This window comes from Microbispora sp. H10830, from assembly GCF_014161375.1.
In the GTDB taxonomy this organism is placed as follows: Bacteria; Actinomycetota; Actinomycetes; order Streptosporangiales; family Streptosporangiaceae; genus Microbispora; species Microbispora catharanthi.
Genome location: NZ_JABBWX010000003.1, coordinates 651,579 through 674,915 on the forward strand (window position 1 = coordinate 651,579; position 23,337 = coordinate 674,915).

The window sequence follows — 23,337 nt, forward strand, 5'->3', positions numbered from 1 at the left end:
CGTGCCGCTCCACTCACGCGTACGTGGAGTCGTCCCGAACGGATTTCCGGCTCAGGCCCTCGCGGTACCGCTGGGGGCTCACGCCGCGTTCCCGCTTGAAGGCCGAGCTCAGCGCGAACGCGGTGCCGTAGCCGACCCGCCGGGCCACGGCCTCCAGCGTCGCGTCCGTCTCGCGCAGCAGGTCGGCCGCCTGTGCCAGCCGCAGCCCGGTCAGGTAGGCCATCGGCGGCTCGCCGACCAGTTTCGCGAACCGCTGTGCCAGCGCGGCGCGGGAGACTCCCGTCCGGCCCGCCAGCTCGGCGACCGTCCACGGGTGGGCCGGGTCGGCGTGCAGCATCCGCAGCGCCGGCCCGACCACCGCATCGCCGTGCGCCCGATACCAGCCCGGGGCCTGCGCGTCGGGGCGGGAGAACCACGTCCGCAGCACGGCGATCAGCAGCAGGTCCAGCAGGCGGTCGAGCACCACCTCCTGGCCGGGTTCGTCCTTGACGATCTCTCTGCCGAGCAGCGTGACGAGGGAGCCGTCCCAGGAGTCGCCGCGCAGCACCAGCAGCGTGGGCAGCGCCGCCAGCAGCCGCTGGGTGACCGCGCCGCGCATCTGGTAGGTGCCGATGAGCATCACGGCCGACCCGTCCGGGTCGTTGCCCCAGTTGCGGATGCCCAAGTCCATCTCCGCCGACAGGGCGCGGCCGTCCGGCGTGGTGCAGACCTGCCCGGGGTGGATCACGACCTGCGGGGCGGTCGCCGGGTCGTCGGCGACCGTGTAGTGAGCGGGACCGCGCACGACCGCCACGTCGCCGGGCCCCACCCGTACGGCCCGGTCCTCGTCCGGGGTGATCCACGCCTCGTCGCGCACCATCGCCACCAGGCACAGCGGCGCCTCGTCCTGGATCCGGACCGACCAGGGCGGGCTCAGGGTCGCCCGCAGCAGGAAGGCCCCCCGCGCCCGGGGCCCGTCCAGAAGATCGGCCAGCGCGTCCATGCCCAGATCGTAGACGGCCGGATATGCGGTCGAGCGTCTCGGCGATGTCGCCCGGAGCGGTCCGCCGGTTGACTGATCGCCATGACGACGACAGCGCACATTCTGGTCACCACCGCCGGCATCGGCGCCCGGGCCGCGGCGGAGGCGTCATGACATATCTTCTGGCCGCTGTCGCGGCGGCCCTGTCCATGCTCATGACCGCCGGGATGGCGGGCACCTTCTTCGGGTTCTCTGTCGGGGTCATGCCGGGCCTGAACGCGGCGTCGGCCTCCTCGGCGATCGACGCGATGAACGCCGTCAACGTGAAAATCCAGAACCCGGTGTTCCTGGCGGCGTTCGTCCTCGCCCCGGTCGCCGCCGCCGGGGCGGGGGGCCTGTTGCTGGCCACCCCTCGCTCGGGCGCGGCCTGGCCGTTCTTCGCGGCGGCCGCGGTGTACGTCGTCGGCGTGATCCTGATCACGGCCGCGGTGAACGTGCCGATGAACGACGCCCTGGCCGCCGCGGCGGCCCACGGCGACCCGGCCGGGGCCGCCGCCCGGATCTGGTCGGACTACTCGGCCCGGTGGACCACGTGGAACTCCTGGCGGGCCGTGGCCGGCGCGGTGAGCCTGCTGCTGATGGGTTACGGCGTCTACCGGTGGGGCCGGGGCTCCTGACCCCACGCCGTCCCGTCCGTGCGCAGTGAGCCCCGACGCCGGCGCGCTGATCTGCTGCAGAGCCCTGCAGGGCCTGGGCGGCGCACCACTCGTGCCGCTGGCGATCGGCCTGCTCATCGGGGAGGGCGGAGCCGCGACGGGCTCGAGTGGCAGGGTGCCGCTCGCCGCGGGTCTCGAGTTCTTCGCGGCGCCCGCGCTCGGCGTCTTCCTGGGCGGCCTGCTGATCGGCGCGTACGGCTGGCGCTCGATCTTCCTGATCAACCTGCCGATCGGGCTGCTCGCCCTGTCCGGTGCGTTCGCGGCGTACCGGGCCGGTCTGGGCGTCCGGGGCGACCGCGCCGTACGCCCGGACCTGCCGGACGCCAACACGCTGTTCAGCGTGGCGCAGCGGCTCGCGGGATCGTTCGGGATCGCGCTGCTCGTCACGTTCTTCACCACCCGCGGCGCGGCGACGGGCTCGCCGCTCACGGGCTTCCGCGAGACCGCCCTGGTCCTGGCCGCGACCGCACTGCTTGGAACGCTGGGCGCGACGGGGCTCCGCCTGGCGTCGGCGACCGGACGCAGGGTGGGACCGGACTCCACCTGACGCCGGCGAGGGGGTGCCGAGGCCCGGGCCGGGGCTCCCCCTCCGGCGCCAGTTTGGAGAGCGCTCTCTCATCACTGCTCGCACCGGGCAGTACTCGCTGAGAACGCTCTCTCAGATTTCACAGATCCCCTTGACGCGAGTGAGATTCAGAGGGGAAAGTGTCGCTCAAGCGGTCCGCGATCGCGGTGCGCGGGCCCTCACGACCTCTCCGGACACCGTCGTCCGGCCTTCAGACGTCCACCGTCTTCGCTCCGTGAGGCCGCCCGCACCCCCCAATCCCCCCGCCGCGACGACCGGACCGAGGAGAGAGGTACTCATGCGTGTGCTCCACTCCCCATGGCGGCGCTCGTTGCCGGCGCTGCTCGCCGTGGCCGCCGCGGTCATGGCCCTCGCCGTACGGCCCGCCGACGCGTCGGTGCCCGGGACGCCGTCCGGCTGGTCGCTCGTCTGGTCGGACGACTTCAACGGCACGGCCGGAACGCTTCCGTCGTCCACCAACTGGATCATCGACACCGGCCACTCGTACCCCGGAGGCCCGGGCAACTGGGGCACCGGCGAGATCCAGAACTACACGTCCAGCACCTCCAACCTGAGCCTGGACGGCAGTGGCAACCTGCGCATCACCCCGATCGGCAGCGGCCAGAACTGGACCTCCGCGCGGATCGAGACCCGCCGCGCCGACTTCAAGCCGGCCGACGGCCGCATCCTGCGCATTGAGGGCCGCATCCAGATGCCGAACGTCACGGGCGACGCCGCCCTCGGCTACTGGCCGGCCTTCTGGGCGCTCGGCGCGCCCTACCGGGGCAACTACCAGAACTGGCCCTCCATCGGCGAGCTCGACCTGATGGAGAACGTGAACGGGCTCAACACGGTCTGGGGCACCCTGCACTGCGGGGTGAACCCCGGCGGGCCGTGCAACGAGACCAACGGCCTGGGCAGCAGCCGGGCCTGCCCCGGCTCGACCTGCCAGTCGGCCTTCCACACCTACCGGTTCGAGTGGGACCGCAGCGTCAGCCCCAACCAGCTCCGTTGGTACGTGGACGGCCAGCAGTTCCACAGCATCAGCCAGAGCCAGCTCGACGCCACGACGTGGTCGAACATGACCTCCCACGCCGGATACTTCATCCTGCTCAACGTCGCCATCGGCGGCGGCTTCCCCAACGGCGTGGCCGGGTTCTCCACGCCCACCTCCGCCACCGTGTCCGGGCGGCCGATGGTGGTCGACTACGTGGCCGTGTGGCAGAGCGGCGCGACCACCAGCCCGCCGCCGAGTTCGCCCCCGCCGGGCGGCGTGGACGCCCGCTCCACCATCCAGGCGGAGAACTACCAGGCGCAGAGCGGCACGCAGGTGGAGACGACCCAGGACAGCGGCGGCGGCCAGAACGTCGGCTACATCTCCAACGGCGACTGGCTGCGCTTCGACGGCGTCAACTTCGGATCGACGGCGGCGCGGCAGTTCAAGGCCAGGGTCGCCTCCGGTGCGGCGGCCGGCGTGAGCGGCCTCGTGCAAGTCAGGCTCGACAGCCCGACGGCGACCCCGATCGGCGACTTCGCCGTCGGCAACACCGGCGGCTGGCAGAGCTGGACGACCGTCCCGGCCAACATCACGCCGACGACCGGCACCCACACCGTCTACATCACCTTCAGCAGCGGTCAGCCGGCCGACTTCGTCAACCTCAACTGGTTCACGTTCGCCACGTCCTGATCGTCACGCCATGGGCGGGGGCCGCTGCGGGTCCCCGCCCATGGGCAGCGCTCGGCGTCACCCCGTGGGCGAGACGGTCTCCGGCGACGGCGATCCGCCGGGTGTGACGGACTCGCCGGGTGTGGCGGGCGCGGACGGGGTCTGCGGGGTCTGCGGCGGAGGTGCGCCGCCGCCGTGCCCCGGCAGCGTCGGGCGGCTGGCGTCCGCGACGATGATCGCCCTCGGGCTGCCGCCGGTCGTGCCCACGACCCAGACCTGGTCGCCCTGCTGGATCCCCTGCAGGCCCTTGTAGTCCGCGACGATCCTGGTCGACTCGTCGATCGCGTAGGTGCGGCCGTCCACCGTCAGGGAGCCGCTCTGCACCGAGTCCACCGCACCCGTCTGGCTGGTGAAGGTCTGGTAGTCGCGGGACGTGCGCGGCTGCTGGGGCTGTCCGAACTGGAGCAGGCCGAGCTCGTTCATGCCGAACTGCTCCGGACCGGGCCGGAGCTGTCCCCCCTGGGCGTACCGCGGCTGGTCGTGGCCCGGCGCGCCCGCCGCGGCGAGGCCGGCGCCGGTGGCGAGGGCGAGCGCCGCGGTGATTCCGAGGAGCAGCCGGGGCCGCTTGCCGTGAGGTTTGGGCGGCTTGCTGGACATGGTCATCGGTGTGCTCCCTCCACTCGGCGCTGGGGCACGACATGACACGGTGCGACATGACACGGTGCGACATGACACGGTGCGGCCTGACGTGGCCGGCGCGACTGGGATGTGCGCGAATGACATGAGCGGACGTGACCGTCGCAGGTCATGGAACGTCCGCGGGAACGACGCGCCGGGCCTACTCGGCCGCGCATGGAGCGCGCGGCGCCGCGAAACCCGTCGCGGAGGGCCGCGGCCAGTGGCGCTCCTGGCCGGGCCGTCCGGTCGATCTGTTCGGTCGATCCGTTCGGTCAGCCGCCGGTCCGCGCCGGTCGGCCCGCCTTCGGATCCCCTGGCCGCCCTACCCCATCGACTACGGCGTTCACCGCCCGCTCGGTAAAGCCATCGTCCAGAGGCAATTGCCGGAATACGACCCGTAGCCAGACCGCGCCGGCGAGCAAATCGATGATTGTCATCGGGTCGGCGGAATCGCCGATATCGCCGCGCTCACGCGCCCGTTCGAAGATCGACCGCTCCCGGGCGAACCGGTCGGCGAAGAAGCCTCTGGCCGCCTCCGCGAGCTCGGGGCTGTTGGCGGCGGCTCCGAGCGCCGCGACGGCGATGTCCGCCGCCGGGGGGGTGGTGAGCAGCCGGGCCAGGCCGTCCAGCAGCGCGCGCAGGTCGCCCCGCAGGCTCCCGGTGTCGGGCACCTCGAAGTCGAGCGCCCGCGCCTCGACCAGCGCCGTGCCGAGCAGGGCGGCCTTCGACGGCCACCACCGGTAGATCGTCGTCTTGTTGACCCCCGACCGTTCGGCCACGCCCTCGATGGTCAGGCCCTCGTAGCCCTTCTCCGCCAGCAGGCGCAGTGCGGCGTTCAGGATGTCGTCCTTCTTGCGTGGGGCCATGGTGGGAGCCTACTGCAACGCACCGTTGTGTTTTAATGGCATATGCAACGCAACGTTGCGTTGCTGTCGAAGGAGGTGCGTCATGAGCATGCCGGTGGTCTTCGTCCACGGCACCCGGTTGAGCGGCACGATGTGGTCCCCGGTCCGGGCGCTGCTGCGGGCCCCGTCCGCCGCCCCCGACCTGCCCGGCCACGGCCGCCGCCGCGGCCTGCCGTACGGCACCGAGGCGGCCTGCGACGTCGTCGCGGAGGCGATCGCGGACCTGGGCGGACGGGCCCTCGTCGTGGGGCTGTCCCTCGGCGGCTACGTGGGCATCGCCGCCGCCGCGCGGCATCCGGACCTCGTCGCCGGCCTGGTCGCGATGGGCTGCACGGTGCGGCCGGACCGGCCCAGGATGCACGCCTACCGGCTCGCCGGGCGTCTGGCCGCCCGAAACCCCGCGCTGGCCGACCGGGTGAGCCGCTTCGCGCTGCGCCGGGTGCTGCCCGGGGCCGCCGGAGACGCCATGATCGAGGGCGGGCTGAGCGGCGAGGTCGTGGCGTCCGTCGTCGCGGCGGTCACGGCGGAGGACCCCCTCGCCTCGCTGGCGGCCTACCCCGGCCGGGTCTGGCTGCTGAACGGCACCCGCGATCCCTTCCGGGCCGACGAGCAGGCGTTCCTGCGGGCCTGCGCCGACGGCAGTCTCACCCACGTGCCGGGCCGGGGCCATCTGACCGTGCTCGCCGATCCCGCCCGGCTGGCCCGCTTCATCGACGAGGCGGCCCGGGACCTGTCCTCCTGCGCGGCCTGATCAGCCCCGCGCCGTACGCCCGGCCCCGCTCAGCGCGGCGACGAGGGCGAGCGCCAGGTAGACCAGCCCTGAGGCGTACCTGAGCGTGCTCGCGCGCAGGCGGCGGCCGAGCGACCCGGCGGTGAGCGCGTACGCGAGGTCCGAGGCGAGCCCGATGACGGCGAGGACCAGCCCGAGAAGGAGGACCTGCCCCGGCACGTCGCCGAAGGGATCCACGAACTGCGGCAGGAACGCCAGGAAGAACAGCACGGTCTTGGGGTTCAGCACGTTGACCACGACGCCTTCGAGGAAGACCCGGCGTAGCGGCTGCGGCCGCGGCTCGTCGCCGTCGGAGCCCCGGCCGGTCAGGGCGCGGACGCCGAGATAGGCGAGGTAGGCGACGCCGGCCCACTTCACCGCCGCGAACAGCTCCGCGGACCGCGCGAGCAGATAGGACAGGCCCGCCGCCGCCGCGGCGATGTGGAGCAGTGTGCCCGTCTCCACACCGAGGGCCGAGGCGATCCCGGCGCGGCGGCCCTGGGCTACGCCCCGGGCGGCGATGTAGAGATGGTTGGGGCCCGGCACGGCCACCACCGCCGCCGAGGCGGCCGCGTACACCAGCAACGTCGAGGCATCGATCACGCTTGCCGAGGCTAGAAGCGTCCCGGCTCGGACACCCGGGCCAATCGGTGCCCGTGTCCGTGGACCAATGCGGCTCAGAGTGCCTCGGGGCCCTTGGCGAGGTCCCGTACGATCTGGATCAGCTCGGCCGGGTCGAACGGCTTGGTGAGGTAGGCGTCGACGCCGATGTCGTAGCCCCGCCTGCGGTCGTCCTCCTGGGCCCGGGCGGTGATGAGCATGACCTTGATGTGCCGGGTGCTCGGGTCCTCCCGCAGCCGCGTGGCCGTCTCCCATCCGTCCAGACGCGGCATCATCACGTCGAGCGTGATCACATCGGGATCCACGTCGTGGACGCGGTCCAAACAGTCCTGCCCGTCGTACGCGGTCTCGACCTCGAACCCCTCCAGGGTCAGGTTGACCGCTATGAGCTGCCGGATGACCTCGTCGTCATCCACGACCAGCACGCGTCCCAGAAGCTCGCCCACGGCGGCAAAGTTAGCCAATGAGACGGGGTGGGCGCGCGGTTTTCGCTGATCCACATGCCCGCGCCCTCCGGCGGCCGTATTGATGTCACGAACGGCCTTCAAGTGCTGGTAGCCTTATCAGCGGTTGAGCCCCCTTAGCTCAGGGGATAGAGCACCGGCCTCCGGAGCCGGGTGCGCAGGTTCGAATCCTGCAGGGGGCACCAGACCTTGACCAGCGGATCAAGCCGCTGACCAGGGCGAACAACGGATTATCGGGCGGGTCTCCAGTCTCACGGAGTCCCGCCCGTTCTCGTTGGCGCTCGCTGGCTGTGGGCCAGTTGTGGACCGGCTCTCACGGGTCGACGCGGCCTCGATGCGGGGGTTGTTCTGCTCCTGGCGGCCGTCGAGGCACTTGGCGTAGCGCTTCAGGAGCATGCGACAGCCGCGCTCCATCTCGGCTTCGTCCGCGCATGACTACCCGCACGAACTCTGGGAGCAAGGCTCCCGCAGCCGGCGCCTCATCGTTGGCCTGTGATTCGGCAGGGGCGCAGCTCGGCGAGACGTTGTCCGGGAGGTAGAGAGCTACGGTGTCCTGTGCGTACGGTTGGCGCATGCTTGAGCTGCGGCCCGCTTTACGGCGCTGGATGGTCGACGCTGCCGTGGCGGTCGTGGTGCTGGCAGCGGCGGAGATCGCCATCGCTACCGGTAGAGAGGCGCACTCCGTTTCCCGTGACTGGTTGGCGTACGTGCTCGGGGTCGTGATGGCCGCGCCGTTGCTGCTGCGGCGGCGGAGTCCCGCGGCCGTGCTGTACATCGTCTCGGCGGTGCTGTTGCTGTTCTACGCGCTGGGTTATCCGGGCTTCCCACCATCAGTGGTGCTGGCTGTGCCGCTTTACGATGCGGTGCTGGCAGGTTACCTGTGGCGGGCGCTGCCGGTGCCGGTCGCGTTTCTGTCCATGGGCTACGTTGTGGCGGTGCGGGACGGCATGCCGCCGCTCGACGCGGTCGCGGTGTTCCTGCCATCGATGGCCTTGGCCGTGGTCGCGATGCTGCTGGGCGCGCTCGTGCGCAGCCGGCGTGCGTACGCCGGGGAGGTGCGCCAACGGCTTCGTCTGGCCGAGGAGCAGCGCCGGCGCGAGGCCGAGCGCCAGGTGGCCGAGGAGCGGCTGCGCATCGCCAGGGAGTTGCACGACACGGTGGCGCATGCGATAGCCACCATCACAGTGCAGTCCGGCGCCGCGCTGCACCTGATCGACCAGGATCCGGCGCGGGCGCGGGATGCGCTCAAGGCCATCCGGCAGACCGGCAAGGCGGCGCTGGGTGAGATGCGCACGACGCTGGGCGTGTTGCGGGCCGACGGCGAGTCCGTCCTGGTGACCGATCGCGACGTCGGCCTCGACCGGTTGCCGGATCTTCTGGCCGCAGTGCGGGCGGCGGGTCTGGAAGTGGGGCTCGACGGCGACATGTCCAGCCGGCGGCTGCCCGGACCGGTCGATCGCGCGGTGTACCGGATCTTGCAGGAGTCGCTGACCAACGTGCTGCGCCACGCCGGGTCAGCGGCGCGTGCCCAGGTCCGTTTGGCTTGGGAGCCGGAGTGGATCGCGATCGAGGTGACCGACGACGGTGTGAGCGCCGAAGCGGAAGCGTCGGGGGGCGGGCATGGCCTGGCGGGGATGCGAGAGCGAGCTGAAGGGCTGGGCGGGTGGTTCGAGGCGGGGCCGCTGCGCGGGCGCGGTTTCCGGGTGCGGGTGAGGCTACCGCTGGAGGCAGCGTGATCCGGGTGCTGCTGGCCGACGACCAGGCCCTGGTGCGGGCCGGCTTTCGATCGTTGCTCGACAGTGCGGCCGATATCGAGGTGGTGGGCGAGGCCGCCAACGGTGGGCAGGCGATCGCCTTGGTACGCGAACTGCGGCCTGACGTCGTGCTGATGGACATCCAGATGCCGGAAGTGGACGGGGTGACGGCGACCCGGAGGATCACCGATGACCCCGGGCTCTGTGGGGTACGCGTGGTCGTGCTCACCACGTTCGCGGAGGAGGCGAATGTCTTCGCCGCGCTTCGTTCCGGCGCGAGCGGATTCCTGGTGAAGGACATCGAGCCTGATGAACTGCTGCATGCGGTGCGGATCGTGGCGCGCGGCGACGCGCTGTTGTCGCCCAGCGTCACGCGGACGGTGATCGCCCGGTCCCTCGGCGTCGGCCCGGCGGCCAGGCCACGGCTGGAGCCGCCGGAACTGGTCCTGCTGACCGGCCGGGAGCGCGAGGTGGTAAGGCTGGTGGCGGCCGGGCTGTCCAACGATGAGATTGCGGCGCAGTTGGTGGTCAGCCCGTTGACCGCGAAGACGCACGTGTCACGAGCCATGATCAAGGTGGGCGCGAGGGATCGGGCCCAGCTCGTGGTGTTCGCTTACCAGACGGGGCTGGTCACGCCCGGTTGATACTCCCGCTGGAGTACGCCGACGCAGTACCCGGGGCTGGAAGGTGTCTGCCTACGGCGGACGCGCCACCTCCTCGCGGTGGCGATCATTGCGGGCATGTCTGATGCCGCACTGGGCACCGGGGCGTTCTCCGGCCCGATAGGGAACGCGGAACCCGCCACGGCGAAGAGAGGGCCGCTGCTGATCACCGCGTTGTTGGCGGCGTCGGGTGGCACCGCGATCTATCTGGCTCCGCTCGCCGCGGTGTGGCGTATGTCCTGGCCGTACGGGCTGCGGTTCCTCGCCCTCGGAGCGGCGCAACTGGGCACCGGTGCCGGTGTGCTGGCGCGGCCGGTGCCGCGGCCCGCCGACGCTGTGGAGCCATCGAACCTGCCCGCCGGACAGCGCAGCACAGTGGAATACTGCCGCCCTGCCGGCATGCCCCTGGCCATGGATCTCTACATGCCCTCCCCAGCCGCGAGGCCCGGTCGGCCGATGCCTGTGGCGGTGTACATCCACGGTGGCGGCACCATCCTTGGCGACCGCAAGACCACCGGGCTCGGCGCGACACTGGCCAACCATGAGGGCGCCCTGTTCCCCCCGCTGCGACGCCAACTGAACGCCCGCGGATTCGTGGTGGCCTCGATCGGCTATCGAATGCCCCCGGGCGCGCCCTGGCCGGCGTCGATTCAGGACGCCAAATGTGCCGTGCGTTTCCTGCGCGCCCATAGCGCCGCCCTGGGCATCGACGCCGACCGGATCGGAGCCTGGGGCGGTAGCGGCGGAGGGCAACTCGCGTCGCTGCTCGGCCTCGCGGGGCCGGGCGCAGGATTCGACGACGGTCAGTACCTCGACCAGTCCAGCACCGTCCAGGCCGTGGTGGACATGTTCGGCCCCGCCGACCTCAACGACTTCGACGACGCCCCGCCGTTCATCCGCTTGTGCCTGGCGATCGGCGTCGGGGACTCTGCCGAGACCCGCCGCGCCATGAGCCCCAACACCTACGTCACCGCCAACGCCCCGCCGTTCCTTGTGCTCCATGGCGACCGCGACGAGGACGTCTTTCCCCGCCACTCCTTCGGCTTCGCCAAGCGCCTGCGCGCCGCCGGCGTGCCCACCACCTTGATCGAGGTCCACGGCACCGGGCACACCCTGGACACCCCCGGGCAACGACCGTCCCCTCGGCAACTCACCGACACGGTGACCGCCTTCTTGGTCAACACCCTGGGCTGAGCGGCCCGATTTCACCTGCATCGACCACGCACATTCACATGGGAGACCCATCATGACGCTGCCCAACGCGACCGGCTTCGCAGCCGGTCAGCGGGCTACCGCCCATAACCTGAAGATCGGCGGTGTATGCACCGTCCTCGGCGCCGTGGTCTTCGCCACGGCCCGCCTCTTGCACGGCGACACTCCAGCGGCCGACGCCGAAGCCGCACTGGATTTCGTTGCGTCACGACCGATCTACGCCGCAGTGCACCTGGTCGCCGTCTTCGCCTCGATGATCGCGATGGCGGGACTGATCTCGCTGATCAAGTCGCTCACTCACCCTACGGCCCGGATGCTGGGCCGAGTGGGGCTGGCGAGTTCCGCCGTCGGACTCGCGGTGTTCAGCGTCGAAAGCACCAGCGAGGGCCTGGCCCTACCCGAGCTGGCCGAGGCGGCCGCGAAGGCCGCTCCCGGCGGGCGGGCCGAACTGGTGCGTGCCGCGCACGCGGTGGCGATGACGACCCACGGCCCCTCCCTGGTCGCGATGGCGCTACTGTACGGCGCGCCACTGATGCTGTTCGGAGTCGCGATGACTCTGGACGACTACCCTTCCTGGCTCGGCTGGGCCGGGACACTCGTCGGCACCGTGACACTGCTCGCCGCGACGGGCCTGTTCCTGTCGCCTCCCCTGTTCCCCGGCGCGTTGTTGTACGGCGTCCTCGGCTCCATGATCGTGCAGCTGTGGTTGCTCGCTGTGGGCGTGACAATGCTGCGCCGTGCGGCGGCCTATGGCCGCCTCGGCGAAGAGCCCTCCGCCCGCATCACCGCCGAAGCCGACCCCATCCAGCGCGGCCGTTCCCGCTGACCTCAACACGGCGATTGGTCGCTCAGCCCGCCTCAGGTTCATCCCCAGAACGGCGGTTGCGCCGTCGCGACATGCCACAACAACTTTCCCGTCGTGGACGCCCCAGCGTCCGAAGGTCGGCTGTGAATGAAAGGCCCTGCTGTCCCAGCGGAGCAGGAGCGCCTGGGGATCGCGGTCGTCGCCGTGTCGCGCCCCACGGATGAGGATGCGGTCAGCCATGGAAACTGACGCGAGCTTCGACGGCCAGTCTTCGTCCGGATACAACCGCTGGTGGAGCCGGCACAGATCAGTGCGTCTAGCCAAGCCGCACCATGGGGAGAAAGACTTGGTCGACGATCTCGGTCAGTATCTCCTCGGAGATGCCTGCCTCCGGGTTCATCAGGAATTCCTGGCGGAGGAGGACGACGGGGACGGTCGCCACGCGGGGGCGCAGGGAGCCAGGTCTGGCCTCGCCTCGCGCGACCGCTCTGCCCAGAATGGTCATCATGGCGCCGGGCTCCTGGGCGAGTTCCTCGCGTATGTGCTTGAACAGCTCTGGATGGGCGTGCATCTCGGACATCATGCCGCGCAGGATCTCGCCGCCAACCGCGGACTCCATCCGGGTCGCCGCTCCTCGCAACAGTTCCAGCACGTCCGTCCGCAGGTCTCCGGTGTCGGGCAAGGCTGTCGGTTGGGCCACGAAGTGGCGATAGGCGGCAAAGGCGAGAGCGGCGCGGTGCGGCCAGCGGCGGTAGATCACTGACTTGTTGGTCCCTGCCCGCTGTGCGACGCGGTCAATGGTCAGCTGCGCGTAGCCACGCTCGACGAGCTCGTCGACCGTGGCCTGCAAGAGCGCCTCTTCAAGCTCCGCGCCGCGTCGCCTGGAGCGCTTGTCGCCTTCCGTCCTTGTCTCGGATGCCACGGCCCCTCCAGGTAATTACGATACTCCAGACTCTTATTTAGGTCTAAATAAAACCTATATAAGATTCTCTAGTATCTTAACATGAGCTCCCTTTCTCTGGTACTTCAAGATCGAACCTTTCGGAACCGATGAGGGGAGTCGTGTCAGGTGAACCGGACCCGCCCGATGGGATGGGCACCGCTCTCGGCCGCATCCTGGAGTCGCCTCCCCGGGAGCTTGATTGACCACGTCGGCGGGGTCGTGGTGCGGAACAACTACGGGACCGTGGAGGGCGACGCCTCGATATGCGGCGGGAAGGCGTGACAAGGTGAGCCTCGCCGGCCTGCCGCGAGACGGGCTGTGTGCGGAGCTCGCCCTGGCCGGAGACGCCTGCTCGCCCGGGTGGACTTCATCGGCACCGCGAGCGATGTGCAACCGATGGCCGGCGCCGGGTGCATGCTGCCGGACCTGATGAAGCGGCTGCTCGGCCTGGAGCACCTCGACCTGCGATGAGTCCTCCACCGGATGGAGCTCGTACGCCTTGACGTCCGAAATAAGGTCCTCATCGTCCCCTATTGCGATCCTAGATGTTAGGGTTAAGGTACTTGAGTCTCTTAAAGAGAGACTGTCCTTCACGTGAGGTGGTAGACGAGATGGACGTTCTGGATGACATCCGCACGGGCGTCAATCGCGGCGGCACCTATGGCCTATTCGGTGCTCCCGAGCAGTTCATGCACCATGCGCGGGCGCTCGGTGCCCGGTTCGTCAGGGTCAATCTCTTCTGGTCCCAGGTCGAGCCCGAGCCGGGCGTGTTCGACTGGGGAGCGGTGGACACCCTCGTCGATCAGATCGAGGAGGATGACGAGGTCTGGGTCACCGTATGCGCCGGTTCGCCATGGGGCACCAGGCGGGCGACCCGATTTCTTCCCGCCTCGCCGGCCAAGGAGCCGGCGACCTATGAGAGGTTCGTCAGCGCGCTGGTTCGGCGGGCCCGCGGCCGGGTTCGCTTCTGGCAGTGCGAGATCGAGCCGAACATCCCCATGCTGTGGTCTGGTGCGCCGGATGACTACCTGGCACACCTGCATACCTTTCACCAGGCCGTCAAACAGGTCGATCCGCGGGCCCTGGTCGCCCTCGGCGGGGCGGTTCCCAGTGTGATGACCGGCGACGAACAGGGCGGCGGCGCCGGCTGGATCAGTTACTTCGACCGTGTTCTGGCGGGCGCTCGTGATCGCTTCGATGTCTTCGACATCCATCCGTACGGCGATCCGTACCAGATTCCGGCCATGATCGATGCCTGCCGCCGGCTGATGGACGCACACGGATACTGCAAACCGGTCGTCGCGAGCGAGTTCAACGGCCCGATGCCCACCGGTTTCCCCGGCAATCTGCCGTACCTGATCGAGGCGTTGGCCGCACACCGTCGGCAGGCCCTCGGCGAGACCGCGATTCCGGAGGGAGGTCCGCTCGAAAGCAAGGCCCAACCCGGCGTGGCGGCCCTCTACGAGCGCATGGACGAGTTGCCCGAGACCCTCCAGATGTTCTTGTCCGGGTGTTCGCCCGAGCTGGAGGCCAAACGCTTCAGAATGAGCGGCCGCGACATCGTGACGCGCACCTTGCTGCTGCTGGCCGGCGGCGTACGCAGAACGGCCGTCTTTCAGCTCGCCCCCGAATCGCCCCACGAAGCCGACACCCGTACCACCAGAGCGTTGATGTTCGGCACGTTCGCCCTCACAGACTACGACGGCGAGGAGGTCGGGCGGCGTCGCCCGACCGCCGCCACCGTGGAACTGCTGTCGCACCACCTGCGTGGAGTGACCGAGGTTCACAGGATCGACATGGCAGGCGCTCCCGACGTCTACCTCTTCGACATCCGTCGCGAACCCCTCGGGCCGCTCATCGTCGTCTGGCGGCAACCCGCCGACTTCTCCACCGAGGACGAGCCGTCCGTCCACTTCGACTGGCCGTGGCCGCTGCCCTGCGCGCATGCCGTCGACGCGTTCGGCGCCGAGGTGCCGATGAAGATCGCCGACGGCCGAATCCGTCTGCCCCTTTCCGGCACTCCAGTTCTCATCTCCTGAAGGGAGCCACTCATGAACAAGACAACCCTGCTCAAGGCCCTCGTCCCGGACGTCGTGCTACCCATCGCGGTCTACTACGCATGCCGCAGGTTCGGGCTGCACGAGACGATCTCGCTGTTGCTCGGCGCGGGTGCCGCCCTGGTCCGCGTCTTGCTGGTGGCGGTCGTCTCGCGCCGGTTCAACGGCCTGGCTACCCTCGTGTGCAGCGGCTTCGCCGTAGGCCTGCTGTTGACCTTCCTGACCGGCGACCCCCGGTTCCTCCTGGCCAAGGAGTCCGTCCTGTCTGGGTTGCTCGGCCTTCTCATGCTCGGCTCCTGCCTGCTGGGGCGCCCTCTCATGTACGCGCTCATGCGCCGGCTGAGTGCCGACGACCCGCGGAAGCTCGCCGAATGGGAGCGGCTGTGGCGGTTCGAGCCCCAGTTCCGCAAGGTGTTCCTGACCCTGACGCTGGTCTGGGGCATAGGGCTGCTCGCCGAGTCGATCACCAGGATCCCGCTCATCTACCGCCTGCCGCTCGATGTCATGACCGGCCTGTCCACGGCGCTGCAGCTGGGCACGTTCGCACTGCTGATCGGCTGGTCCCTGCTCTACCGCCAGCGGCGGCTCGGCAAAGCAGCAGCCTCGGGCACCGTCAGGGCACTGCGCTGAGGGTCGGTATGCGAGTCGTCGTGGCCTTGCTGCCTACACACATGCTCCTGCCGATGTCCGGCCCCGCCGATGACGGACAAGGATCCGGCGCGGCTGATCGATGAACCTGACCAAGGGGTCCGGTCGCCGTCAAGGAGCGGAAGATCGCGGGGCACGCCTCCCGCACCGGGTTTCCACCCTGTCGCCGGCCAAGACGTTCACCGCCGCCGCAGCACTCCGGCTCGTCCAGGAAGCCAGGCTCAAGCTGGATGACGACATCAACTTCTACCTCACCGATCTTCGGATCCCCGACACCTTTCCCGGACGGCTGATCACATTGCGCCACCTGCTGACCCGCACCGCTGGCTCCGAGCCCAACCCCATCGGCACCTCATGGTCGGATCCCGCCGAATCCGAGCCGCTCCAGGCGGTCGTCAAGCACGACCTGCCGGAGCGGGTACGTGCCGCCTGTACCGTTCCGCCCGTCACCGCTGCGGCCGACATGGCGGTGCCGGGCCGGCAGCAAAGCCGCCGGCCGATGCTCATCCGAACATGATCGCCGCACTGGTGGCGGGGCTGCTGGCCGGCTATGGCATCGCCATCCCGGTCGGCGCGGTCGCGACCTATCTGGTAGCTCTCACCGCTCGAACGTCCTTGAAGACCGGAGCTTTCGCCGCGCTCGGGGTGGCGACCGCGGACGGTCTGTACGCCTTGATCGCGACCCTCTGCGGTGCCGCGCTCACTCCATTCGTCCAATCGATCGTGGCCCCGCTACGCCGGGGTGCGGCGCTGATCCTCATCGCCCTTGTCCTACGGGGCGCGACGACGGCGATCAGGCATTACCGTCGACGCCACCACTCTGCGACGATGGATGACCGGCCGCTCGCTCCGGCAGGTGCCTTCTGGGCGCTGTTGGGTCTCACGATGCTGAACCCCCTCACCGTGATCTACTTCGCGGCGTTGGTGCTCGGCATTCAGACCGCGACAACCGTGCGCGTTCTTGACCAGGCCATGTTCGTCGTCGCCGCATTCGCTGCCTCAGCGAGCTGGCAACTCCTCTTGGCGGGAAGCGGCGCACTGCTCGGTCGGTTCATCACGGGCAGCCGCGGGCGGCTGGCCACCGCGCTGATATCGAACGCAGTGATCCTCTTTCTCGCTCTGCACATGTTCTCGTTGGCGACGTAGCGATTCCGGCGCCGGAGGAGATCACCCGCGTGAGCCGGTCAGCGCCGCGCGGCGCGTGGACGCATGATGAGCGCCGCCACGGAATAGTCGCAGGGGACGCCGGCGTCGGCGTAGCCGTGTTCGACGCCGGCGAAGTAGGCCGAGCACGACGATGGTCGGCGCCTTGTGACCGCGCTCGACCGGGGACACCATGCTCACAGCGAAAGGGCGTGCTCGAGGGCTCGAAGGCGTCGGCCATGTGCCGCAGGCGACTGGCGTGGTCGAAGTGGAACAACACGCCGCCGAGGTCGACGACGACTACACGTGGGCGGCTCATGTGCTGTCCTTTGCACGCTGCGCCATGCTGAATCCCTTGCCGTGAGGTGGCAGCTGTCCCTCGAATCTATCTTGCTTCCCGATCATGGGATATTTCCCGTATATGAGACGGGACTTGTCGCCCGTTATCGGGGGAGGAGCCCCATGAAGCGCATTGCCATCTTCACTGGTTCATCGCCCGGCGCCGACTCCGGCTATGCGGAGGTCGCCGCCGATGTGGGTCGCGAGCTGGCTCGCAGAGGGATCGGTGTGGTGTACGGCGGCGGCCGTGCCGGGCTCATGGGCGCGGTCGCCGATGGGGCACGCCAGGCCGGTGGCGAGGTGATCGGGGTGATTCCGCGGGAGATGGTCGATCGGGAGTGGGCGCACCATGGCATCACCGAGCTGCACGTCTGCGAGACGATGCACGAGCGCAAGGCGATGATGGCGGAGAAGGCCGATGCCTTCCTGGCTCTGCCCGGAGGCCTCGGCACGCTTGAAGAGATCTTCGAGGTGTGGACCTGGCGGCAGCTCGGTTTTCACCGCAAGCCGGTGGGTTTTCTGAACGCCAACGGCTTCTGGAGCCCCTTGCTGCGGGCCTTGGACGCCATCGTGGCCGGCGGGTTCCTGTCCGTCGTTGCTCTGGAGGACATCGTCGTGGAGCAAGAACTGCCTGCTGCACTGGAAGCGCTCTCTCACCGCATCGTCGCCGCCTGACGATCCAGACTGATCCGGCTCGGCCACCACCGCGTCAGGTGAGGTCCGGCCGGACGGGCATGCGAACCTTGTGCGGCTTGGCGATGTGTCGCCCGTCAATGATGACCGCCCGCGGCTCGCGCCCCCATACCTCGAACCCGCACGAGCCGTACAGCCGATCGGCAGGGAGGCCGCCTTCCGACATGGTCAGGACGACCTGGGTCAGCCCGTCGACGGCCGCGGCGATCTTCAGGACTCGCTGGATCAGCAGCTTGCCGATGCCGTGGCCGGCGACGTGCGGAGCGACCGCCATGCCGAACAGCGTCGCCTTATGGCGCTCCTGGACGCGCGCGGGAACGGAGAAGCCGGCGATACCGACGAGGCAGTCCCTGTCCCCCGCAACGCGGCCAGGCGAAACGCGCGGTACTGCTCGGCGTCCGCCACGCCGAGTTCGCGAATAGTCATGCTTTCATCCCCGACGCCGGTCGGCCGGCCGACGGCAGGACGATCAGTACGGCGTAACGGACCGGGTCGGGGCCCGGGTTCTGAAATCGTGAGGACCCCCACAGCCGGAAGCGTAGGCAGTCTCCCTTATGGAGTTCGTGCGCCTCGCCATCCACGGTGATCCGCAAAGCGCCCTCCAATATCCAGATGTGCTGTTCCTGGCCCGGGACCGGCGGTTTGTCGTACGGGATGTCCGCGCCGGGCAGGAGGAAGCCCTCGAGGATCTCGCCGTTCAGACCGGGGTGGGGCGGGGACACCGACCGCCGACTGAAGCCGGACTTCTCATCACGCCACTCCAATTGCTGGCCCGATCGCACCAGTTGCGGGGGCTCCGACTCCACTTCGGCCAGCAACTGCGACATCGTCCGCCCGTACGCTGCACACAACTTGCCCAGCACCGCCGCGGTCGGGCTGATCTCCCCGCGCTCCAGCCGCGACAGGGTTGAACGGCTCACGCCCGATTGCTGTGCCAGCTCATCCAGCGACCAGCCGTGGTCCGTACGCAGTTCGGCGAGCCTCCTCGCCAGCCGGGCCTCCATCTGGTCGGCGCTCTGCGGCCCTCGATCTACAGCTCGTCTCATATGTGGGAGGTTATCCCTGACTTGAGAGAACGCGCCAGCCTGCTCGAGGAGACGGTAGTCGGCGAGCGCCGCCGGTACGTATCGACACCTGGGCAGGCGTACCAGGCCGGGAGCGAGAGTTCAGCGGCGTCGTCAGGCCCGAGTGACGTAAGTCCTCAAGGCAATCACCGTTCTACGACTTAAGCGATGTGCCGGCTCGCAACCAGCAGGCGCACGGTCAGCGGCGTGAGCGGACGTCTATTGGTCTGGACGGCCGCCGGCCAGGTGGATGTGACGTAACCCCGGGCTGAAGCCGGCGACGTGATCGGCGGTGCCGTGGTGCGCTTTCGAGGGTGTGAAGCGGCCTTCGCTGACTGCGACGTCGTAGGCGCCGCCGTGAGGGTACTCGGCCAGGATCCCGGTCACCTGGTGCTCGGCTGCCCAGGCGAGTCCGGCGTCCAGCGTGTCGAACACCCCGGAGGCGTGTCGGGCGTTGTAACCCTGGAAGATCCAGACGACCGGCCTGAGCGGATCGCGCTGGTCGTCGCTGGGCCTGCGGCGCAGGCCCTCGGGCGTGAACGAGAAGGCAGTTGAGAAAGGGCCCTGCCGATGACGTACGGCGAGCACCACCGGTTCGGGGTGGACGCCCCGCGAACCGGTCTCGGGTGCGGTGTTCGCGAAGGCGTTCCACAGGTGAAGGCAGATCACGTCGTCGTCGCGATCGGCGGTGACGTAGGCAAGGGTCTTGGAGTAGAAGGGGTTGGTTCCGCCGATCCACAGCGACGGGGGCCCGAACGTCTCAATGACCTCGGACAGCGTGCGATCCCGCGTCACCCACCCGCCGATGTCGGCGCTCAACCGCTGATACTCCGCCGCCGGCAGCGCCCGATCCAGCTCCAGCCAGCCGAGACGATGAGCGATCTCGGCGTAGACGGAGGCCGTGGCATCACGTAAGGCGTCGGCGGGAAGGATGTCGTCGAAGGCGCCCATGACGCCCGTGGCAGTGAATGCGCCGCGTTCGCGTAGTCGATCGCACTCCGCCCACCACCGCGTCAGGTGCCCGTCCACGGCGGCCATCGCCTCCAGCAGAAGGCGTTCCGCCGTCTCATCCCTGCCGTACATGCCAGGGCGACGAAGCACACCGTTCACCTGATCCAGGTGGTGCCGGCGAGCCTCACCCAGAACGGAATCGGAGTCCCCTCCAGTGCTCATCGCATTCGATCATGACACACCAACGCGATCCGCGATAACGGCTTATCGGTATGAGTAGACGTATGCCGCTCCCGCGCTGCCGAAGCATGCCAGCCGACGGTGAAGCGACTCTCGAACACGTGGCGACCAGCGCAGATTCGCATGTCATGCCTCCTTTCCACCTGTATGGCGTTCTCCCGAGAAAAACACAGGAACCGGTAACGTCATTGGCGGCAATGAGGACGAGCATCGCTGCTATCGGTGGCGCTGACAGTACTCAACGTGTAGCTCCGCCCACGGGCGGCGGCGGTCCGGGTACCCCATCCGCATCCGGCCCAGGTTGATTTCAGCGCAGCAATGCGCGTCGGGACTTTCCGCGAGATGCCCCGGACAATCTTCCGCCAGGGCACGCACCGGGTCCGCCTCCACCTCGAAGGCCTCGCGACTGCCGATCAGGAAGAGGGTGTCCGCGGCGATGTCCCAGCGGAGATGATCGCGGAAGTCCTGATGGGTCCACCGTCGCCGGTCGCCATCGGAGCGCCGACGAAACGCCTGAGGCGGAAGTCTCACGCCATGCGGCCTACCCGGTCCCAATCGGGCGCGGACCTGTTTCCAGCGGGAGACCGGGAACGCCAGGCGGTGATGCAGCAGGACCAGATCCAGCAGCCGTTCCCGGTTGGTCGAGTCAGCCGGGCGTGCCGTGCGTAGCGGCAGGTAGATCAAGCTGTGCGGGGAGCGGGCGGCCAGCCCCAGGCCATCGCGAGCACCACGGCTGCTCGCTTGTCCACGCTGAGCTCCGCGCCGAGCCAGCCTTCGTACAGCATCGCGTGCTTCACGGCTCGGGCCTGCCGGACCACTCGGTACTCGTCGCGGCCAAGGCGAACCTTGCTGATCAACGTCGACCATGTCTGCTCCGAAAGGCGCACTCTCACCCCGTCTCTCGTGTCTCGTTCGGGAAAGCATGCTAAGAGCGACGCACCGGCTTGGCGAGGTGTTTTGTATGGCACCGATCCGCCGTGATTACAACCACGGCGCTCAGTGGCAGAAGAATAGGTGGTCAACAGGCGTGCCTTGCGGCCCGGGATCGAAAGTGGCAGCATGCGCCGATGCATCCATTGCGGCTGATCGAGTCGGCCCCGGGAGAGTACTCGCTGTTGCTGGACGCGGGAACCACGCAGGTTGACGATGTGATCGAGGAGCTTGGTCACACGCCCAACGGATATTTCTGGGAAGGCGTCGCGCAGCTGCTCGTCAGCACCGAGGCCCCCGCTCTGGACGGCCGGTTCTCCTACGACCCCGAAGGCGGCATGTTCTGCGCGTACGGAAGAGACCGCGGCGCGCTGGAGGAGCTGGGCACCCTGATGGCGGCCGTCGCGACAGACGTCGACCGCATGCGGCGGCTCGCCGCCGCCGCCGAGGCGGACGGTTTCGAGTTTGACGATTGATCCGCCTGCTGCTGAGCAGCGGACGGAAAGCCCGCTGGCGTCGGCGCGCGCTCGGTCCGGCGTATGACCTTTGCGCATGCGGTAGGCCGAGCGGTCAGCAGTGACAGGTAGTGGACAAGGGAGCATCGGTGACGGGCATTTGGCATGACGAAGGGAATGGGCTGGTACCTCTTCCAGCGCAGCCGTATGCGAACGAGCAGGCGCTTCACAGCAGCATCGAACGCGCTCCCGCAATGCTGCCGCTTCCCGGTCAGCCAAGACTGGTGATCCTGGGTCGGGAGGTGCAGCTCGGCAATGGCTACGCCGATCTCGTGGCCGTGGATGCCGATAGCGGGCGACCAGTGGTCATCGAGGTGAAACTCGCTGCCAATTCAGATCGGAGAACCGTCTTCGCACAGGTACTCGGATGCGCGTCCTATATATTCCGGCTGTCGGCGACCGCGTTCGAAGAGCTGATGCAGCCTCATGTGACCAAACGTGGACACGCGACCGTCGCCGATGCCGTGGCTGCGGAGGTCGGAGATGGGTCGTTCGACATCGAGGCCTTTCGCAACGGCATGGCTGAGGAATTCGAGAAAGGCAATGCCCGCTGCGTCGTGGTCCTCGACGCCGCGCCTACCGACTTGATCGAGCTCGCCGGGTATCTGCAGACCGTCACCAACGATCGCCTGGATATCGACCTGGTGACGGTGATGGCCTACGACGTGCGCGGCAGCCAGGTGCTCGTCCCACAACTGGTCGAGCCGGAGCGCGCTTTGGCGGCCTCGGTTTCGCCATCGAGGATTCAGCGGGAGGCCAAGCCGACCTCGGGATCGGATTCCTTCCGCGACAGCATCGACAGCGCCGATCCCTCCCATCGCGAACTGCTCCGCCGGCTGTATGACTGGGCAGAGCGATTGCAATCAGACGGTCTGGCCACCCTCTTCACCACCGTGGGCAAGGGCCGCTGGATCCTCAGGCCGCATCTTCCCGGCCAGGGCCGTGCGATGTTCACGATCTGGAACGACCGAAGCGCCTATATCAGCCCGCAACGCACCGTCATCCAAGCCGAGGCACCGAACACGCTGGCCCGCATGGACGAACGGCTTCCCGGCCAGATCGGTCAGAACAACACTCTGAAGTGCGACATCAGTGACGAGGTGCTCGCGCTCATGAGGAGTGCCTACGAGGAATCTGCCAACCGCAAAACTGCCTAGTAGCGCGGTCAGCGGCATGACCCGACGTGGGCGGACCGTCTACAGATAGCCGTTCAAGTAGAACTGATGGCGTCAAAGCCGATCATGCTGCGAACGCGCAGCACCCACCAAGGCCAGCACACCTGCAACGAGGATCGGAAGGCCGATGGAGAGAATGCCAAGGATTCCGACCACCGTCAGTATTACGCCCGACACTGTTAGCGCCAGTCCCCGCCAGAGCGCCGTGCGGATTGCGCTGTAGATCGCAAGAAGTGCGGCCAAGGCCAGTGCGCCGAGGAGCCAGGCCAGCACCTGACCGTCTTGCTGAGCAACGAATCCAACGTACAGGCCCATCATGATCAGAACGATCAGAGCCGTGACTGCTGCCAGGGGGTCCCATCCCCTACGCAACCCGGACGCCATGGTTCATCCTTGCAGATCTCGATGCTGTTCAGCGAGCGGCAGATTCACTCGAACCGGTATGGCGAGAGACACTTGCGCCACCCGGGTTGACCAGCCGTTGCGCCGCAGCAGATACCACACCCCCTGCAGGGGTAGCCGAAGTGGAACATTCTGCCGATTGCCGTCTGGATCCGCATCAGCGTCCAGCGTTGGGCGGCGAACCCGTGCGCCAGCGGACCGCGTTCCAGTTCGGCCTGCAACCGGGCGAACTGCGCCGGGGTGAGCCGGGGCAGCGCGTCCGGACCTGCTGAAGCCAGCGCCATGCCACGGGAGTTCCCTACTCAACGGACGTATACATCCGGCCCGTAGGCGGTGACGTCCCCTCGAGTGGTGTAACTCCAAGCTGTTGATGCAAGCCCCGGACATGGGGCGAGCCATCGTGTGACGGTCAGCGAGTTCCCGACCAAAGGTTCTCGCGGAGGACACCACACGATGGCT

The 23,337-nt window shown here is 68.6% G+C and carries 27 protein-coding genes, 1 tRNA gene and 1 pseudogene; 17 read left to right on the forward strand and 12 right to left on the reverse strand.

Features of this window, described 5'->3' with window-relative positions; all coding sequences use genetic code 11:
• Positions 1–13: 13 nt before the first annotated feature.
• Entirely contained in the window at positions 14–982 is a 969-nt protein-coding gene (locus HHX35_RS12215) for an AraC family transcriptional regulator (protein WP_182898915.1), read from the reverse strand.
• Positions 983–1,131: 149 nt separating this feature from the next.
• Between HHX35_RS12215 and HHX35_RS12220 the strand changes: the two genes are divergently transcribed.
• The 3 genes from HHX35_RS12220 to HHX35_RS12230 all read left to right on the forward strand — a co-directional run bounded on the left by HHX35_RS12220 (position 1,132) and on the right by HHX35_RS12230 (position 3,929).
• On the forward strand, positions 1,132–1,638 hold the full coding sequence (locus tag HHX35_RS12220) for an anthrone oxygenase family protein (RefSeq protein WP_182898916.1): 507 nt from the start codon (positions 1,132–1,134) through the stop codon (positions 1,636–1,638).
• 25 nt (positions 1,639–1,663) lie between these two features.
• The gene (locus HHX35_RS12225; RefSeq protein WP_182898917.1) at positions 1,664–2,224 is read left to right on the forward strand and encodes a hypothetical protein; all 561 of its coding nucleotides are present in this window, start codon (positions 1,664–1,666) and stop codon (positions 2,222–2,224) included.
• A gap of 316 nt (positions 2,225–2,540) precedes the next feature.
• Positions 2,541–3,929: a glycoside hydrolase family 16 protein gene (locus tag HHX35_RS12230; RefSeq protein ID WP_182898918.1), complete on the forward strand. Its 1,389-nt coding sequence runs from the start codon at positions 2,541–2,543 to the stop codon at positions 3,927–3,929.
• A gap of 57 nt (positions 3,930–3,986) precedes the next feature.
• Here HHX35_RS12230 and HHX35_RS12235 read toward each other — a convergent pair whose 3' ends face one another.
• Entirely contained in the window at positions 3,987–4,571 is a 585-nt protein-coding gene (locus tag HHX35_RS12235; protein WP_182898919.1) for a DUF5666 domain-containing protein, read from the reverse strand.
• A 287-nt stretch (positions 4,572–4,858) separates the two neighbouring features.
• The gene (locus HHX35_RS12240; RefSeq protein WP_182898920.1) at positions 4,859–5,452 is read right to left on the reverse strand and encodes a TetR/AcrR family transcriptional regulator; all 594 of its coding nucleotides are present in this window, start codon (positions 5,450–5,452) and stop codon (positions 4,859–4,861) included.
• Between the two features lie 82 nt (positions 5,453–5,534).
• On the opposite strand from HHX35_RS12240, the gene HHX35_RS12245 reads away from it, so the two are divergent.
• The gene (locus tag HHX35_RS12245) at positions 5,535–6,242 is read left to right on the forward strand and encodes an alpha/beta fold hydrolase (protein WP_259404965.1); all 708 of its coding nucleotides are present in this window, start codon (positions 5,535–5,537) and stop codon (positions 6,240–6,242) included.
• On the opposite strand, the gene HHX35_RS12250 is transcribed toward HHX35_RS12245, so the two are convergent.
• Both HHX35_RS12250 and HHX35_RS12255 read right to left on the reverse strand, forming a co-directional pair.
• Entirely contained in the window at positions 6,243–6,863 is a 621-nt protein-coding gene (locus tag HHX35_RS12250) for a LysE family translocator (protein ID WP_139578458.1), read from the reverse strand.
• Between the two features lie 74 nt (positions 6,864–6,937).
• Positions 6,938–7,306 carry a response regulator transcription factor gene (locus HHX35_RS12255; protein WP_139578658.1) on the reverse strand — a complete coding sequence of 123 codons (369 nt, stop codon included), beginning with the start codon at positions 7,304–7,306 and terminating at the stop codon, positions 6,938–6,940.
• 149 nt (positions 7,307–7,455) lie between these two features.
• On the opposite strand from HHX35_RS12255, the gene HHX35_RS12260 reads away from it, so the two are divergent.
• The 5 genes from HHX35_RS12260 to HHX35_RS12280 all read left to right on the forward strand — a co-directional run bounded on the left by HHX35_RS12260 (position 7,456) and on the right by HHX35_RS12280 (position 11,799).
• A tRNA-Arg gene (locus HHX35_RS12260) sits at positions 7,456–7,530 on the forward strand.
• 387 nt (positions 7,531–7,917) lie between these two features.
• Positions 7,918–9,081: a sensor histidine kinase gene (locus tag HHX35_RS12265; RefSeq protein ID WP_182898921.1), complete on the forward strand. Its 1,164-nt coding sequence runs from the start codon at positions 7,918–7,920 to the stop codon at positions 9,079–9,081.
• The gene (locus HHX35_RS12270) at positions 9,078–9,743 is read left to right on the forward strand and encodes a response regulator transcription factor (RefSeq protein WP_182898922.1); all 666 of its coding nucleotides are present in this window, start codon (positions 9,078–9,080) and stop codon (positions 9,741–9,743) included. The genes HHX35_RS12265 and HHX35_RS12270 overlap by 4 nt, the downstream gene beginning before the upstream one ends.
• A gap of 78 nt (positions 9,744–9,821) precedes the next feature.
• Positions 9,822–10,955, forward strand: coding sequence for an alpha/beta hydrolase (locus tag HHX35_RS12275; RefSeq protein WP_182898923.1), 1,134 nt, complete (start codon positions 9,822–9,824; stop codon positions 10,953–10,955).
• A 52-nt stretch (positions 10,956–11,007) separates the two neighbouring features.
• Complete coding sequence (locus HHX35_RS12280) at positions 11,008–11,799, forward strand: DUF4386 family protein (RefSeq protein WP_182898924.1); 792 nt, start codon at positions 11,008–11,010, stop codon at positions 11,797–11,799.
• Between the two features lie 295 nt (positions 11,800–12,094).
• Here the strand turns inward: HHX35_RS12280 and HHX35_RS12285 are convergent, their stop codons facing one another.
• Positions 12,095–12,700 (reverse strand): TetR/AcrR family transcriptional regulator, encoded by a 606-nt coding sequence (locus HHX35_RS12285; protein WP_182898925.1) that lies wholly within the window; start codon positions 12,698–12,700, stop codon positions 12,095–12,097.
• A gap of 632 nt (positions 12,701–13,332) precedes the next feature.
• Between HHX35_RS12285 and HHX35_RS12290 the strand changes: the two genes are divergently transcribed.
• The 6 genes from HHX35_RS12290 to HHX35_RS12315 all read left to right on the forward strand — a co-directional run bounded on the left by HHX35_RS12290 (position 13,333) and on the right by HHX35_RS12315 (position 17,583).
• Positions 13,333–14,760, forward strand: a complete 1,428-nt coding sequence (locus tag HHX35_RS12290) for a hypothetical protein (protein WP_182898926.1) — start codon at positions 13,333–13,335, stop codon at positions 14,758–14,760.
• Between the two features lie 12 nt (positions 14,761–14,772).
• Positions 14,773–15,408, forward strand: a complete 636-nt coding sequence (locus tag HHX35_RS12295) for a VC0807 family protein (protein ID WP_182898927.1) — start codon at positions 14,773–14,775, stop codon at positions 15,406–15,408.
• Between the two features lie 100 nt (positions 15,409–15,508).
• Positions 15,509–15,943, forward strand: a complete 435-nt coding sequence (locus HHX35_RS12300) for a serine hydrolase domain-containing protein (protein WP_182898928.1) — start codon at positions 15,509–15,511, stop codon at positions 15,941–15,943.
• On the forward strand, positions 15,940–16,572 hold the full coding sequence (locus HHX35_RS12305) for a LysE family transporter (RefSeq protein WP_182898929.1): 633 nt from the start codon (positions 15,940–15,942) through the stop codon (positions 16,570–16,572). Before HHX35_RS12300 ends, HHX35_RS12305 begins: the two co-directional genes overlap by 4 nt.
• 190 nt (positions 16,573–16,762) lie before the next feature.
• On the forward strand, positions 16,763–16,933 hold the full coding sequence (locus HHX35_RS12310) for a hypothetical protein (RefSeq protein ID WP_182898930.1): 171 nt from the start codon (positions 16,763–16,765) through the stop codon (positions 16,931–16,933).
• 98 nt (positions 16,934–17,031) lie between these two features.
• On the forward strand, positions 17,032–17,583 hold the full coding sequence (locus HHX35_RS12315) for a TIGR00730 family Rossman fold protein (RefSeq protein WP_182898931.1): 552 nt from the start codon (positions 17,032–17,034) through the stop codon (positions 17,581–17,583).
• Between the two features lie 34 nt (positions 17,584–17,617).
• Here the strand turns inward: HHX35_RS12315 and HHX35_RS12320 are convergent.
• The 5 genes and pseudogenes from HHX35_RS12320 to HHX35_RS42575 form a co-directional block, all read right to left on the reverse strand.
• Positions 17,618–17,950: pseudogene (locus HHX35_RS12320) on the reverse strand (GNAT family N-acetyltransferase); the annotation flags it as partial.
• Positions 17,951–18,023: 73 nt separating this feature from the next.
• Positions 18,024–18,605, reverse strand: a complete 582-nt coding sequence (locus tag HHX35_RS12325; protein ID WP_259404966.1) for a helix-turn-helix domain-containing protein — start codon at positions 18,603–18,605, stop codon at positions 18,024–18,026.
• Between the two features lie 279 nt (positions 18,606–18,884).
• Positions 18,885–19,766 (reverse strand): hypothetical protein, encoded by an 882-nt coding sequence (locus tag HHX35_RS12330; protein WP_182898933.1) that lies wholly within the window; start codon positions 19,764–19,766, stop codon positions 18,885–18,887.
• A gap of 306 nt (positions 19,767–20,072) precedes the next feature.
• Positions 20,073–20,540, reverse strand: coding sequence for a hypothetical protein (locus HHX35_RS12335; protein WP_220505271.1), 468 nt, complete (start codon positions 20,538–20,540; stop codon positions 20,073–20,075).
• Entirely contained in the window at positions 20,537–20,713 is a 177-nt protein-coding gene (locus tag HHX35_RS42575) for a hypothetical protein (protein WP_220505272.1), read from the reverse strand. The genes HHX35_RS12335 and HHX35_RS42575 overlap by 4 nt, the downstream gene beginning before the upstream one ends.
• A gap of 210 nt (positions 20,714–20,923) precedes the next feature.
• Between HHX35_RS42575 and HHX35_RS12340 the strand changes: the two genes are divergently transcribed.
• Both HHX35_RS12340 and HHX35_RS12345 read left to right on the forward strand, forming a co-directional pair.
• Positions 20,924–21,262: an Imm51 family immunity protein gene (locus tag HHX35_RS12340; RefSeq protein ID WP_182898934.1), complete on the forward strand. Its 339-nt coding sequence runs from the start codon at positions 20,924–20,926 to the stop codon at positions 21,260–21,262.
• A 128-nt stretch (positions 21,263–21,390) separates the two neighbouring features.
• The gene (locus tag HHX35_RS12345; RefSeq protein WP_182898935.1) at positions 21,391–22,458 is read left to right on the forward strand and encodes a hypothetical protein; all 1,068 of its coding nucleotides are present in this window, start codon (positions 21,391–21,393) and stop codon (positions 22,456–22,458) included.
• A 72-nt stretch (positions 22,459–22,530) separates the two neighbouring features.
• Here the strand turns inward: HHX35_RS12345 and HHX35_RS12350 are convergent, their stop codons facing one another.
• Positions 22,531–22,860, reverse strand: a complete 330-nt coding sequence (locus HHX35_RS12350) for a hypothetical protein (protein WP_182898936.1) — start codon at positions 22,858–22,860, stop codon at positions 22,531–22,533.
• Positions 22,861–23,337: the final 477 nt, after the last annotated feature.